Genomic DNA, 13,612 nt, shown 5'->3' with positions numbered 1-13,612 from the left:
TGACAAGGCATAATGGACGGTATGCCCAATTCCGCCGCCTCGCCGCCCTCAGCTCCGCCTCCGACAGCACATTTCTACCCCGCGGAAACGCCTCGAGGCGAAGTGGTCGTTTACAGCGGCGCGCTCGACGGGCAGTCCGGCACCCGGTTTTTCAAGGCCGAAGGTTCCGTCTCCCTACGATGGAGTCCGTCGCCGGCGATGCAGTGGTCCGCCACGTCTCCTGAATTCGACATCGGCTTCGACCCCACAACGGGCCACCTGGCGCTCGAAGAGATCCGCATAACGGTGCCGGAAAAGCACCCTTTCCGGGTCACTCCGAGAACTCCGCCTCAGCAGGACGACGCTCGTTGGAACGGACGCGGGCCACAGCCGAGGATCGTCGTGGGTACCCCGGACGCCCGAGATCTCACGCACGCGACCTTCCTCCTGGCGAACCTGCCGGTTATGCCGGTCGCCGGCACCTTACGCGACAAATCCACGTGGTACGCGGGTCGTACCGTACTGACCGGCGCCAACTGGAAGGTGACGCTCGACGCCCCCCACGACCACCAGGAGACCCAACGAGACTTGAAGGAGAACGGCGGTTACGCGGCAACGCACACGGGCCGCGTCGAACGAGAAGACGGCTCCGACTTCAGCACTCAGGACCTTCAGGATGTCCTTCATATCTTGCGGTATGCACTGAGCCTCGCTTGCGGCCGCTGGACCTCACCAATCCTGCCGGTGGCTTACAACAACGCGGCCGAACCGACGTGGTCAGAATGGGCGTCCCCTCTTGTCTCCCCGTGGCGTACTTCGTTTGGTCTCGTCGACAGTCACCATCCTGAACAACTTCAGGAGCTTTTCGCACGCATCGCAGCAGCTTGGGCTGACCCGCTAAAACAGGAAGTCGTTCAGCGGGCTATCTACTACCTGATCGACGCGAACGATCCCCATCCGCTCGAACTTGCCGTCTCCTCGGCTCAGTCCGGGCTGGAACTGCTGGCGTGGTCAGAGCTTGTCGAAGACCGTCAGGCTCATACCGCGGGAACCTACAAAATGCTGAAAGCGCACGAGTCCATGCGCGAACTGCTGGCCTTGCACTCAATCGACCCGATGTTCCCACCAGAACTGACCGAGCTGTCCTCGGTGGCCGCAAAACTCACCAACCTTTCAGTGGGCGACGGTCCCGAAATCCTCACTCGCATGCGAAACGGCGTCATGCACCCGACCCGGACGAAGCCGAAGTTCACCAGCGACGAGTGGTACGACGCATGGTGCCTGGCCCGGCACTACCTGCAACTCGCCATCCTCGGCTACATCGGATACCAGGGTACCCACCGCGATCCCGCAGTGAAGGTGCACTGGACCGGACAGATCGAAGACGTGCCCTGGAATCCGTCGAACAGTGTCACCGGAAGGCAGTGAGACGTCGCCATACCTTGTCAGATCACTATTTCAGGTGGGAGTGGGCCACGGGTGTCGTAGAACAGTGTTCGACGGTGTCGGTGCGGCCGAGTCATCCCGTCGAGGCCTGTACTTCACCGTCGATCGGAACCGCTATGTCGTCCGGAACCGCCGACTACACGGGTGTTCCCGCTCAGCGCCGCGCCCGAGTGGTCACCTGTCAGCCACTCCCGCAACTCCGCATGCCGGAACTCGACCCCCACACCCGCCAGCCGGACCAGCCCGGCTTCGTACGCCCAATCCATGAGCTGGCCCGGCCGGGCAGGCAACCTGCTGCGCCATCTCCCCGTGACGATCGCCGCGAGGTACCGGAACCAGGTCGGACGAGCGAGCAGGAACGCCCCAAGGATCGCCGCAGGCACGGCGGGTTTGCCGACTACGTATGCCACGATGCCGAATCCGATCCCGCAGGTGATCGCGGCCACGACGTCGAAGCCCATGCTGAGGCGGACAAGCTGACTCGGCCGCGCCATCGCGAGCGGCCTGCGACCTGCGGAGAGCTGCACCAACATGAGGGCGAAAGACATCACACCTACCGGCAATGCGTCTTCCGGGGACAGCACGAGCGCGGCCACTCCGGCCACCGCGGCGCCGCCCAGGAGGCACCATGGCAGTGCCTTGGTGAGCAGCAGCAGACGCCCCCTTCGAGTTCGAAGCGTATGAAGGCTGAGTGTCGACACCATCACCGGCATGCCCATGCACATGAACGCCGTGGCGGTCACCATGCACGCGCTGAAGACCACCACGGCCGTGCCGGCCGGGACGTCGACGGTCAGCAGGGACGGGTACTGGACGCACAACGCGACCGCACCGAGCCCCCAGCCGAGGATCGCCTGGCCGAAGCCGCCGATGACCCGCGGCAGTACCCGCCCCGCGGTTCGCCACACGGCGGGTAACGCGATGTCGGCGTTGTCTCCGATGAGAGTTTCACTCGAAAGAGTCATGCCGCGCAGCCATCGCTCCACGTCTTCGCGCTGCCACCGGCCACCGTCGCGACGCGGGTGCTGTTCGGTCAGGGCCGGGATCAGCTGCGTCAAGAGGTGGGCCGTGATCTCGTCCGCCGTCAACTCGGCGAGCTCGGCATACGGGTCGCCTCGCTCCGCGAAGGCCGTTACGCACAGGTAGAGACGCCATGGAGAACTCAAGGCGTGCTGGAACGGACTCGACCGACCCGGATCTCGACTGTTCGAGCCGGAAAAGGCGTCCAGGGTCCGACGCCAGCGGGATTCCATCGCTCTCGTCCCCAGTTGCTCGACGATGTAGTCACGTATCGTCGCCGGCGAAAGTGGCTCCAGTTCGACCACCGTGGCATCGCGAAGCTGTTCCGCCGGGGCGAGCCTGCCGAACCACCCGGCGCGGCAGGTCAGCACGAATGGGCGTGATCGTGCACCGAAGTTCAAGGCACGGAGGACGGCGGCCGAACGGCCGACGTCACCGATCTCGTCGAGGCCGTCGAGAAGCGGCAGGATCCGGCCGCCGGCCACGAGCCGGGCTGCGTTCTGTTGTCCGATTCCTCGTCGGCGAAGCTGGGTGACCAGCCACGACTCGAACTGCTCGGACAGCCGGGCCGAAGTGATTTCGTTGTACCGCTCTCCTCGAGGGAACGGATCGAACGACGCGAGGTTCATCCGGACCGGCAGCGGCCGTGCGGCGGCATCGGCGGCCGGCTGCTTGCCGAGCAGGTCGAGCGCGAGCTTGATGAGCAGGACGGTCTTGCCGGCACCGGCGTCACCCAGCACCAGAAGCCGTCCACGGTCCAATGCGCAGTAGTACCCGGCTACATCGAGCACCGAGCCGTGCGGACCGCCGCCGTCGGCGCGCCGGGCGAGCCCCTCACGACGCCGGAAGCCGACGTCGGCCGAGCTCGGATCACCAGGGTCCCCGAGCAGCTGGGCGAGTGTGGCTGCCTCCCCGGCCCGCAACCGCTGGGCCAGCTCCTCGGCGGCTGCCTCCGACCGTCCGCGGCGGTCCCGGATCCAGGTGCCCAGTGTCGGCAGGGCCGCGACAACCGCGACGAAGAGAGCCAAGACCGTGGCGATTTCCCCGCCGCGGGTCTGCAGTTCGACGAGCACGACAGTCGCAGCGACGAGTGCCGCCACCCCGATACCCGACAGCACGATCCGAAGAATCCGCATCACGACCTCCCCGTGCGTAATTCTGCCACAGCGGCGTCCACGAGCAGGTACAGGTAACAATCCGAAGTGGAGTGCGTCGTTTCGTCCAAGCGAATTTGGCAACGGAAGACACGAGAACCGCCTGGCACGACTCCACCCGGTTGAGGCGGAACGAGTAGCCCGCGAAATCCTGCAGCTCATCGATACATCCGCTCGACCGGCACTCGCTCACAACGGCCGGGGCGTCGACCCAAATGCGGAGACTTCCGGGCCGTGAGTGGTAGAACGATGACGTCGGACAGCAGGCTTCAGGAGGACTGGGTGTACCTGCAGAAGGTAGCCGTACGCGGGTTCCGCGCGGCGGCGGGCGAAGAGATCGTCTGCGAATTTCCCGGACGCTTCTCGCTACTGGCCGGAGCGAACAACGCCGGCAAGAGCACCGTGGCCGACTCCTTGTACCTCGCCCACCCTCGCACGTTTCCGCACGTACCTCGGCCGACGGTCGCCACACTGGGTGCGGCGCTCCCCCGCGAGATCGACGTCACGTACGCCTTCAGCGCCGACACCGACGAGGGCCCTGTCGGGCAACGGCTGCAGCGCACCGCCATGCCCGCCCCCGTCTGGACCCGCGAACTCGAGCGCAACCTCGGCCGCGTCCGAGCGAGGACCGTCGGCGCCGAGCCGGAGGAGTACGAGTCGTTGCGGCTGATCTACCTGCCTGCTTACCGCAACCCGCTCGATGAACTCGCCCGGCGCGAAGCTCAGGTCCTGATCGAGCTGTTCCGGGCCGAACAGCAGGCCCGCAACGGCCATCGGAACCTCGTCGATCTCCGCGCCCGAGCGCAGCGCCTGCTGGAGGCCCTCACAAGGACCGGCCTGATCGAAGCCGTCGAACAGCGCGTCCGCGGCCACCTCACCGCCCTGTCGTCCGGAGTCAGCCACCAGTTCGCGTTCATCGGCGGCCAAGTCGTCGACGACGCCTACCTCGCCCGGGTACTGGAAGTGCTCCTCGGCACTGTCGACGACCGAGCCTTCGCCCAGCGGCTCGAAGTCTCGGGCCTGGGTTACGTGAACCTGCTTCACATCGCGATCACCCTGGCGGCGATCCCCGACCTGACGACGCCCCGATCGGAGACCCCCGGATCCGACGACGGCGAACCCGCCGAGGAGCTCAGCGAGGACGAACGCCAGACTGTTCGATCCAAGCCCGCCACTACGATCGTACTGGCGGTGGTTCTCGGCCTGTGGCACGCCCTCCTGGCCGGGCTGGGCATCAGGGCAGCCCATGAGGAAGTCGTCCTCCTCAACCGGCAGCACGCTCTTGTGCGGGCAAACCTGGCCGTGTGCGCCGAGCTGATCGAGGCGTTGCGAACCTGAGCCACCCGGTTCCCCCTACCCCAGCCAAGCCCGTCTTGTCGGTCGGCCGCTGGCAACTGCTCCGCCGTGACCGGTGAAGCTATTCTGTCCAGGCGGCCGAAGACCGCGGAGGGGATTTCGCGGTGGACGAATACGATCTCGGACGGCTGACCGACTTCGACTTCGAGATGCTCTGCAAAGATCTCTTCGAGGTCGTACTGGGCTGCTCGCTCGAGATCTTCGCGCGCGGCCGTGACGGCGGGATCGACCTGCGCCACGTCGCTCCGTCCTCGGGCGAGCTGACGGTGATCCAGTGCAAGCACTGGATCAGGTCGGGCCGCAAAGCGCTGATCGGGCATCTGCGGAAAGTCGAGCTGCCTAAGGTCAAACGCCTCGCGCCGCACCGCTATCTCGTCGCAACGACCGTCGAGCTGACCGTCGCCGCCAAGGACGAGATCGCGGCCGTCTTCTCCGGCTACGTCCAGTCTCCGGGCGACGTCTACGGAGCGAACGAGATCGTCGCGCTGCTGCGGAAACACCCGGAGGTCGTGAGTCGCCACGTCCGGCTCTGGCTCGCCAGCAGCTCGGTCCTCGGTTCACTGCTCAACCGCGACGTGCTGAGCCGGTCACGCGCGCTCACGGCCGACGTCGAGGAGAGCCTGCGCCGGTTCGCCCCCTACCCTGGGCGAGACCAGGCCTGGCGACTGCTCGACGAGCAGCACAGCTGCCTGATCGTCGGCCCGCCGGGCGTCGGCAAGACGACCCTCGCGCACGTCCTCCTCGCCGACCTGCAGGCCGACGGCTTCATGATGGTCGAGGCCACTAACCGCCTCGACGACGTCCACCGCGTCTGGGACGACGACCACAAGCAGGTCTTCTTCGTCGACGACTTCGTCGGCCAGACGAAACTGGACGAAAACGCAGCCCGCGTGGCGAACTACGAGCTGCCCCGACTCCTCCGCATGATCCGGAAGTCGGAGACGAAACGCCTCGTGCTCACCTGTCGGAACTACCTGATCATCCAGGCAGGTGAGCACTACGACCGCCTCGACGTCCGCGGCCTGGATCCCTACGAATGCGCTGTCGACATAGCCGGGTTCGACCGCGGGGTTCGAGCGGAGATCTTCTACAACCACATCTTCTTCTCCGATCTTTCGCCGGAGCAGCGCGCCCAGCTCGCCGAACCGAACGTGTACGAATCGATTATCGCCCATCGCAACTACAGCCCTCGCTTGCTCGAGCACGCGCTGGCCGAGGCGGTTCTGCTCCCTGGGTCCGAGGACGTCGCAAGCATCGTCCGGCACAACCTCGACAACCCTGCTCATCTGTGGGAACGCCTGGTCGAGAAAGTTCTCGGGGCAGACGAACTCGCCCTGGTCATGGTTCTCTACACCGCCTATCGATCCGCGGACCATGACCGACTGCGCGAAGCGTGGCGCGCTCACCTGGGGCTGCCCGCGAACTCCGACACCGACCGGCGGTTCCGCCGCTCCCTTCGCCGCCTCGAACCCGTAATCGTGAGGGTCGACGACCACACAGGCGAACGCCGCATCGAGTTCAGCAACCCGTCGATCGTAGACTTCTTGCACAAGTACCTGGCGGAAAACAACGGAACAGTTTCGGCGCTGATCGATACCGCGGCATACTTCGACCAGCTCATCACAATCTGGTCGTTTTCCGACCAGCCGCCCGTTCCCGAAGGGCCACTCATCCCATACTCGCATACACCGTTTGCAGTTCAACCGGAGCGGCTTCAACGCGCCGTTTTCAGAATCGTCGACCGATCTCAGCGCGTCAGCCAGTATTGGACGGATCAAGAAGCTGTCGAAGCCTCCTTCATCCTCAGCCTGGGAAGGACAGTCGGCGATACCCCACAGCTCGTCGCCATCGGCCTGGAAGCACTCGAAGACCTGGTCAACAACGGGGCAACCTCGACAGCTCTTCATAAACTGGCATTCGATGTCGCCAAATCTCCGGTCCCAACCTGGCACCCCTACGCTGAAAAACTGGCCGAAAAGGCATACCCGACAGCAATCGAAGAAATCGAGACATGGTACGATGTTCAGCGCCTTGAATCAATCGTCGAAGACCTCACTACACTGAGCCCGAAATTAGCATCAATCGGCATGGACGAATTTATGTCTCGCAAATTCGACCTAGCCGTGGAGCAACTCGAAAATTGGTCCAACGAGGACTACGAACCGGTTTTTTATGGAACTGACTTCGACGATATTTTGCACTTCATGGAAACTCAGGAACACGACCTCGCCGAAGAGTGCCAGCGGGTCCGCGACTACCTGGACCGGAAGCGCCGGGACGAGAGCGAACGAGTTCCCAACCCGCCAGTCTCCTCGGCACCAAGCCCCGACCTGATCGACTCGATGTTCTCGACGCTCCACGATGACTAGCTGTTGCGGTCATGACACTGGTGACGCGGGCGAGGGCCTGAGACAAGGGACGGGTCTTTCGGCGGCAGGATGAGAAGTGCGACCAACTCGTCCGCCGATCAGAAAGACCCGTCCGTGCACCACCGTAATGCCCCGCTGTCGATCGAGGGCCGCCGCCGGCTCGTCGCGCGCTGCCAGACCCGCCCGATCGCCCACGTCGCCGCCGAGATGGGCATCTCCCGCCAATGCGCGTCCAAGTGGGTCAACCGCTGGCGCCGCCACGGCGAAGCAGGTCTAGATGTGATGTCCAGGGACGTTGTCCCGGGTTGAGGTGACCAGGCGCGGCCTGTCGTGCTGACAGGTGAAGGCCTCCGGTTGTGAAGTGGAGCTGTCTAGGAACCGCTTCACACCTCCGGAGGCCTTCGTGTCCCACCCTAACGCCACCCTGACCCCACGCACCCGACTGCGGCTCGCTCGGTCGATCGTCGAGCAGGGCTGGACCTGCGCCGAAGCGGCGAAGATGTTCATGGTCGCGCCCAGAACTGCGGCGAAGTGGGCGCGGCGCTACCGCGCCGAGGGCGAAGCCGGGATGGCTGATCGCAGTTCGCGGCCACTTCACAGCCCGGCCCGCACCCCTGGCCGATGGTGCGGGCGATCGCGCGGCTGCGATGGCGGCACCGGCTGGGCCCGGTCCAGATCGCCGGCCGACTCAAGATACCGGCCTCCACGGTGCACGCGGTCCTGGTGCGCTGCCGGATCAACCGGCTCACCCACATCGACCGGGTCACCGGCGAACCGCTGCGCCGCTACGAACATGACCACCCCGATTCGCTGATCCACGTCGATGTCACCAAGTTCGGCAACATTCCCGACGGCGGCGGACACCGCTACGTCGGCCGGCAACAAGGCGAGATCAACAAACGCGCCACCCGCGGCCTGCCTCGCGGCGCGGACTACAAGCCCCGCACCGGCACCGCATTCGTGCACACCGTCATCGACGACCACTCCCGCGTCGCCTACGCCGAAATCCACACCGACGAAACCGCAATGACTGCCACCGCCGTCCTGCGCCGGGCAATGGCCTGGTTCGCCGAGCTGGGCGTCACCGTCGAGCGCGTGTTGTCCGACAACGGGTCGGCCTACCGCTCGCACGCCTGGCGGGACACCTGCGCCGAGCTGGGTGCCACCCCGAAACGGACCCGGCCTTACCGGCCGCAGACAAACGGCAAGATCGAGCGGTTTCACCGGACCCTGGCTGCGGGCTGGGCCTACGCTCGCTTCTACCCGTCCGAGGCCCTGCGCCGGGCCGCGCTACCGGGGTGGCTGCACTTCTACAATCACCATCGACCCCACAGCTCAACCGGCGGCAAGCCGCCAGTCACCCGGCTGACCAACCTTCCTGGACATCACAGCTGATATGGAGGGGTTGTTTGTCAAGCGGGCAGGCTGAAGCTGGCGCGATGTGATTGGGTCGTGCCTGGTCAGTGGGGTGCTGGCGGGAGACTCGCGGTGCGGGGGCGGTGTCGGTCGACGCGCGGTCAAGGCTGATATGCGCGGGTTGATTACCGCATGACCGGGTGTTCGTCGGGAGCGCTCCGCGTCTCTAGGGTCGAGCGTCGCACCCCCGTCGCCTGTGCGGCTGGGGTGCTGCTCATAGCTGTATCGCGGGTCGCTCCTCGCGCTGCCTGCGCATGCCGGTCTCCCGCCGGCGGGCTTTTCGGGGGTGTGTCAGCCCGTGCCAGGTTCTGTGCTCGGCTCCATGGTGGCGAGGCTCCAGCACCAGCCGGCCAGCTCGCGGGCAACAGCGACCGCGCTGACGGTGGGGTCGCTTGCTGCGGGCATCGAACCGTGTCCAGCGGCGGTGCAGCCGCCGGTTGCCCGCCTCGGCCCGCGCCCGGACCGCCGCCGGCTGACTATCCTGACGGCGGATCAGCTCCCGGCTGAGCCGATAGCGTTTGCGGTGATGCCAGGCGGCCTCGACCAGCAACCGCCGGGCGTGGGAATTGCCGGTCTTGGTGATTGCTCCCTGCTGGCGGTGCTCGCCGCTGGAGGACTCCGCGGGCACCAGCCCGACGTAGGCGCCGATCGAGGCACCGGTGAACCGGTGCCAGTCCCCGATCTCGGTCGCCAGGCCGAACGCGGTCAGCGTGCTCACTCCGCGCAGGCAACCCAGCCGGCCCACCACCGGCGCGAACGCCGGGGTCGCGGCCAGCTCGGTGATCGCCGTGTCCAGCCGGGCCCGGCGAGCCTGCGTGGCCAGCACCGCGTCGAAGGCCTCCTCGAACGCCAGCCGGACCCCGACCCGGTCGAAGCTCAGCGATCGCAGCCAGACCTCGTGCGCCCCGGTCCACGCGCAGCCGTCATAGAACAAACCCTGCCGCAGCAACAACTTCGACAACCGATGCCGAGCCCGCATCAGGTCCCCGCGGACATCCTCCCGTGCTCGCACCAGATCCCGTACCGCTTCCTCGGCCTCACTGGGCACCCGCACCGCGGGCAGCTCCCCGATCCGCAGCAGCCGCGCCAGGCGCTCGGCGTCGCGGCGGTCGGTCTTGACCCGATCCCCGGGCTGCCGCTCCAGCTTCGACGGCGCGACCACCACACACCGCACCCCAGCCCGCTCCAGCGCCCGCGCCAGCCCGAACCCGGTCGGGCCGGCCTCGTAGGTCACCGCCGCCGGAGCGGGCAGCGAACACACCCACCCCACCACCGCCTCGGTCCTCGGCGACAGCCTCAACGACCGGACCTCGCCGGCCTCGTTGTCGATCGCGCAGGCCATCACCGACCGGGAGTGAACATCCAACCCGACACACGTACGCTCGATAAACGCCGGCGCCTCCCGTAAATCGCGGCTCTACCACCACCAAGCGTGGCGGCAACCCGCGCCAACTTACGAGCGAGGCGCCGGCCCTCCATACGGTCTAGGGCGCTATTCAGCTCGTCGGCGAATCATCCGTCCTGGTCAGCGGCTTCCACCAGCGGCTCGGTAAACGTCCATCTGCGGCATGCGGGAACTCGTTGAACTGGCCGCCGACGCGGTCGCCGTCCGAGCGTGCGGCGCGCCTGCCGTACGGACGGCCCTCGTCGGCGTCACCGGGCACTCGGCGCCCGACGGCGCCCTTAGCATGGCCCACGGAAACCTCGACCTCCGGCTGGCTCGCCTCGAATCGGCCAAGGCTCCGGCAGGCCGGCTGCAGCGCCTGCTGTCCTGCGGCTTCGCGGCTGCCGCCGTGACTGCGCTACCGGCGATCGCCGGGGCCGCCGTGCTCCTCGCGATCGCCGTCGTGACCTGCCCGCTGCTGGGCGGCTGATTCCCCGTTCCGCCGCCCACGCGCTGCGAAGCTCGGGACGCGGTGCGCACGCACCCGCCGCCGGGCGAGCACGGCCACGACGACGATCTTCAAGACGACGACGCTCGTCGATCTGCGGCGCGATCAGCCCCTTCGCCACCACGCCGCTGCGCGCCTGCCCGCACCAGCGCTGTCCCGAGCACGAGCCGTTCGCCGTCAGCAACTGTGCTCATCGATCCTCAGGTCGCTGACCTGCGTAAGGTCCTGCTGGACCAGGAAAGTGCCGCCTACTGGTCAGCCGGCCACGACGGTGCCGGGGTTAGCTTCCAGAAGGGAGTTGGCGTGCAGGTGATGGTGGTGGCGATCGGGGTGGTGATCGTCGTGGTCGCGATGCTGTGCGGGACGAAGATCGTGATAGAAAATCGCCGGGAGCGGCGTCGCGAGTCGCGTGAGAACGAACGAATGAGGACCTCAGCCGGGCTTCCGGGTGGAAGCAGGTTCGCCGGAATCGACCCGGACGGAGTCACGATCATGGAGATCGGTCCGAGTCCCTGCCGGACGTCGAACGAGCAGGACACGCATGGCCGGCTCTGATCTGGCCGGCGCCGATCCGGTGGCGGCGAGCCAGCCAGCTCCGCCGCGCCCAGCCGACATCGTCGAAACAGAACCCGCACACATACCCACCGAGCGCACGAACAGGCCCAAGTTCGCAAGCTTCAACGAGTACTACCGTGCCGACGCCGCACGGTTGGTGGCGTTTCTGATGAAGCTCGGCGCCAACGCGCACGATGCGGCCGACATCGCCCACGACGTACTGGTCGACATCTTCCGCAGGTGGGACAAGATCGCCTCACCCCAAGACTGGGCACGCCGGGCCGCTGTAGGCAGGTGCTTCAAGACCACGACCCCGGGCAAACACGAGACTCTGGTCTTCGTGACGCCGGACTCGGCGTGCTCGACTCTGCTGTCGCCCGAGTTCTACGCCGAAGTCATCGAGTCCGCCGGCGCCGCGTGAGCTTTGCTGGCGCCGTTGTCCTCGCAACAGCGCCTCGTGATGGTCTACCTCTCCGACGGGTTCACCCAGCGCGAGACGGCTCACCTGATCGGCACCACCCCCGCAGCAGTGGCCAAAGCCGTTGCCCGCGCCCGCAAGTCCCTGAAAGATCAAGTACTCGCCGACCGGCAGGCGAAGGAGGATCGATGACCAACGACCAGCACCCGATCAGCGATGCGGAACTCGACGACGTCCTCGGCGCGGCCTACGGTCGACTCGACGACACCCTCGCCCAAAGGATCGACATCGACGCCGGCCTGGCTGCCATCACCCGCGTCGCCGAAGCGCAGGCAGATTCACACGAGGCCGGGGCATCGACCGGAGCCGCACCGATGCCGATGATCCCTGAACCCAGGAACATCGCAGCCGAGAACGCTACGTCAGGACATGCAGCCAGCTCTCCGAAGGTCTCGGCGAAAATTATGGTCGCAGGTGGACCCCAGACGGGGAAGACGACCTTCGTCGAGGCGGTGTCCGAGGCCCCCCCGGACGTCGGCGAGACGATCTTGACGAACGTCGGCGATTTCGGCCCAGACTCGGTCAAGTCGACGATCACGTTGGCCCTGGATTTCGGCCTCGTATCGTCGGTGGGCTCGGACCTGGACCTCTACCTGTTCGGCATGCCCTGGCAGCCGCGGTTCTCGTTCATCTGGGACGGGCTGATCCCCGATGTGATCGGCGCGGTCGTGCTGGTCGATACCCGGCGATTGGCAGATGCGTTCGCCGTGATCGATCTCTTGGAACACCGTCACTTGCCTTACATCGTCGGCATCAACACCTTCGACGGCGCGTTCGCGTACGACATCAGCGATGTTCGCCACGCTCTGTCGATCGACGCGAGCGTGCCCATAGTGCGGTGCGACGCACGTGACCGCACGTCAGTCGAACAAACGCTGGTCACGCTGTATGAACACGTCTCACAGCCACAGCCATCTCTGGTGCACGCCGGTGAGGCCATCTGATCGTCACCTGAGCACGGGAAGGTCCCCGGCGGTGTCCAGGGAGCGTTTGCCCGGCCGGCGGCGCCAGCATCGGGTAGGCCTGCTGTGCCGCCAGCATGACCAGGCGGTGTTCGGCTCGCCCGGTCAGACAGCGGGCCGGGACCACGACCAGGAACGCGTTCCTCCGCCACCGTCTGCGAAGGGCGAGAAGTAGTTGTCCAGATTCACGCGCGATACCCACCACTACGGCGACAAGCTCGTCTACGAGGCCCTGCTGACCAAGTGGAGCCGGTACCACGACCGGTGTCGCTGCGGGACAACTGGATCACCCGCCACGTCGAGCAGGGCGGCTTCACCGTGGTGCGCGAGGGCAGCGGGTTCATCGCGCTGACCGAGCCCGGCCTGACCGAGGACGTCGACGAGGCCCGGCTGACCACCGACGCACTGTGGGAGGCCGTAACTGACGAACCCGGTGGCCAGGACTGGTTCGAGCCGGTCAGTCCGCGTGATCGACCGCAGCGAGCAGGCCGAGACGGAACGCAAGGCCGCCAATCAGCGCACCTACGGCGCCAAGCGCGAGCGAAGCGCGGCGGCAAAGGCCGAGCCGGTCACCGAGGCGCAGCTGCGCTACGTGACCAAGCTGATCATCAGTCACGCCGAGCTCGTTCGCGACAGCTGTCAGGAACGTCCGACGCAGGGGATTCTCCGCGTACTTGAACGCGTCGAAACGAACGAACCGTACTCCTTTGACCCCCTCGGAGCCTGCTTTTCACCAGGTTCGCGATACCGGACTTCCCCGAACCCCACGGCCCGTACAGAGCAATGTTCGTTGGAGCTTCCACTATCGTCGCGAGCTCGACGATCTGGTCAGCTATGCGCTGGTGCTCGAACCGGTCGTCGTGGGCATCCGTGAGTTCTCGATCCTCCATCAAAACCTCGGGCGCGAGCAACCCAGATGTCACCACGACGTCGCCGTCGAGACCACCCGTCCCCGCGGACCCGCCATCCATACCACACCCCCTCC

12 protein-coding genes and 2 pseudogenes are annotated in these 13,612 nt (G+C 66.2%); 10 read left to right on the top strand and 4 right to left on the bottom strand.

Annotated elements, in window-relative coordinates:
• The first annotated feature begins 21 nt into the window (after positions 1–21).
• Positions 22–1,407, top strand: coding sequence for a hypothetical protein (locus Q5425_RS37185; protein ID WP_308677068.1), 1,386 nt, complete (start codon positions 22–24; stop codon positions 1,405–1,407).
• A gap of 113 nt (positions 1,408–1,520) precedes the next feature.
• Here the strand turns inward: Q5425_RS37185 and Q5425_RS37180 are convergent, their stop codons facing one another.
• The gene (locus Q5425_RS37180) at positions 1,521–3,581 is read right to left on the bottom strand and encodes an NACHT domain-containing protein (protein ID WP_308677067.1); all 2,061 of its coding nucleotides are present in this window, start codon (positions 3,579–3,581) and stop codon (positions 1,521–1,523) included.
• 300 nt (positions 3,582–3,881) lie between these two features.
• Between Q5425_RS37180 and Q5425_RS37175 the strand changes: the two genes are divergently transcribed.
• From Q5425_RS37175 to Q5425_RS37160, 4 genes and pseudogenes are all read left to right on the top strand, one after another.
• Positions 3,882–4,937 carry a hypothetical protein gene (locus Q5425_RS37175; RefSeq protein ID WP_308677066.1) on the top strand — a complete coding sequence of 352 codons (1,056 nt, stop codon included), beginning with the start codon at positions 3,882–3,884 and terminating at the stop codon, positions 4,935–4,937.
• A 122-nt stretch (positions 4,938–5,059) separates the two neighbouring features.
• Complete coding sequence (locus tag Q5425_RS37170; protein WP_308677065.1) at positions 5,060–7,324, top strand: restriction endonuclease; 2,265 nt, start codon at positions 5,060–5,062, stop codon at positions 7,322–7,324.
• 114 nt (positions 7,325–7,438) lie between these two features.
• A pseudogene (locus Q5425_RS37165) lies at positions 7,439–7,627 on the top strand (helix-turn-helix domain-containing protein); the annotation flags it as partial.
• Positions 7,628–7,727: 100 nt separating this feature from the next.
• A pseudogene (locus Q5425_RS37160) lies at positions 7,728–8,719 on the top strand (IS481 family transposase).
• 235 nt (positions 8,720–8,954) lie between these two features.
• Here the strand turns inward: Q5425_RS37160 and Q5425_RS37155 are convergent.
• Positions 8,955–10,106: an IS110 family transposase gene (locus Q5425_RS37155; RefSeq protein WP_308677064.1), complete on the bottom strand. Its 1,152-nt coding sequence runs from the start codon at positions 10,104–10,106 to the stop codon at positions 8,955–8,957.
• A gap of 202 nt (positions 10,107–10,308) precedes the next feature.
• Here Q5425_RS37155 and Q5425_RS37150 point away from each other — a divergent pair, with 202 nt between their 5' ends.
• The 5 genes from Q5425_RS37150 (at position 10,309) to Q5425_RS37130 (ending at position 12,609) form a co-directional block, all read left to right on the top strand.
• Positions 10,309–10,614: a hypothetical protein gene (locus Q5425_RS37150; protein WP_308677063.1), complete on the top strand. Its 306-nt coding sequence runs from the start codon at positions 10,309–10,311 to the stop codon at positions 10,612–10,614.
• A 204-nt stretch (positions 10,615–10,818) separates the two neighbouring features.
• A complete protein-coding gene (locus Q5425_RS37145; protein ID WP_308677062.1) occupies positions 10,819–11,187 on the top strand; it encodes a hypothetical protein in 369 nt (122 codons plus the stop codon).
• Positions 11,174–11,608: a hypothetical protein gene (locus Q5425_RS37140; RefSeq protein WP_308677061.1), complete on the top strand. Its 435-nt coding sequence runs from the start codon at positions 11,174–11,176 to the stop codon at positions 11,606–11,608. Before Q5425_RS37145 ends, Q5425_RS37140 begins: the two co-directional genes overlap by 14 nt.
• Positions 11,609–11,611: 3 nt before the next feature.
• The gene (locus tag Q5425_RS37135) at positions 11,612–11,797 is read left to right on the top strand and encodes a sigma factor-like helix-turn-helix DNA-binding protein (RefSeq protein WP_308677060.1); all 186 of its coding nucleotides are present in this window, start codon (positions 11,612–11,614) and stop codon (positions 11,795–11,797) included.
• A 272-nt stretch (positions 11,798–12,069) separates the two neighbouring features.
• Positions 12,070–12,609 carry an ATP/GTP-binding protein gene (locus Q5425_RS37130; RefSeq protein ID WP_308677093.1) on the top strand — a complete coding sequence of 180 codons (540 nt, stop codon included), beginning with the start codon at positions 12,070–12,072 and terminating at the stop codon, positions 12,607–12,609.
• Positions 12,610–13,084: 475 nt separating this feature from the next.
• On the opposite strand, the gene Q5425_RS37125 is transcribed toward Q5425_RS37130, so the two are convergent.
• A complete protein-coding gene (locus Q5425_RS37125; protein WP_308677059.1) occupies positions 13,085–13,243 on the bottom strand; it encodes a hypothetical protein in 159 nt (52 codons plus the stop codon).
• Positions 13,236–13,517 carry a P-loop NTPase fold protein gene (locus tag Q5425_RS37120; protein ID WP_308677092.1) on the bottom strand — a complete coding sequence of 94 codons (282 nt, stop codon included), beginning with the start codon at positions 13,515–13,517 and terminating at the stop codon, positions 13,236–13,238. Before Q5425_RS37120 ends, Q5425_RS37125 begins: the two co-directional genes overlap by 8 nt.
• Between the last annotated feature and the right edge of the window lie 95 nt (positions 13,518–13,612).

This window comes from Amycolatopsis sp. A133, from assembly GCF_031082405.1.
Classification (GTDB): Bacteria; Actinomycetota; Actinomycetes; order Mycobacteriales; family Pseudonocardiaceae; genus Amycolatopsis.
Note: the sequence above shows the minus strand (reverse complement) of the source record. Positions and strands in the feature narration are given on the sequence as shown.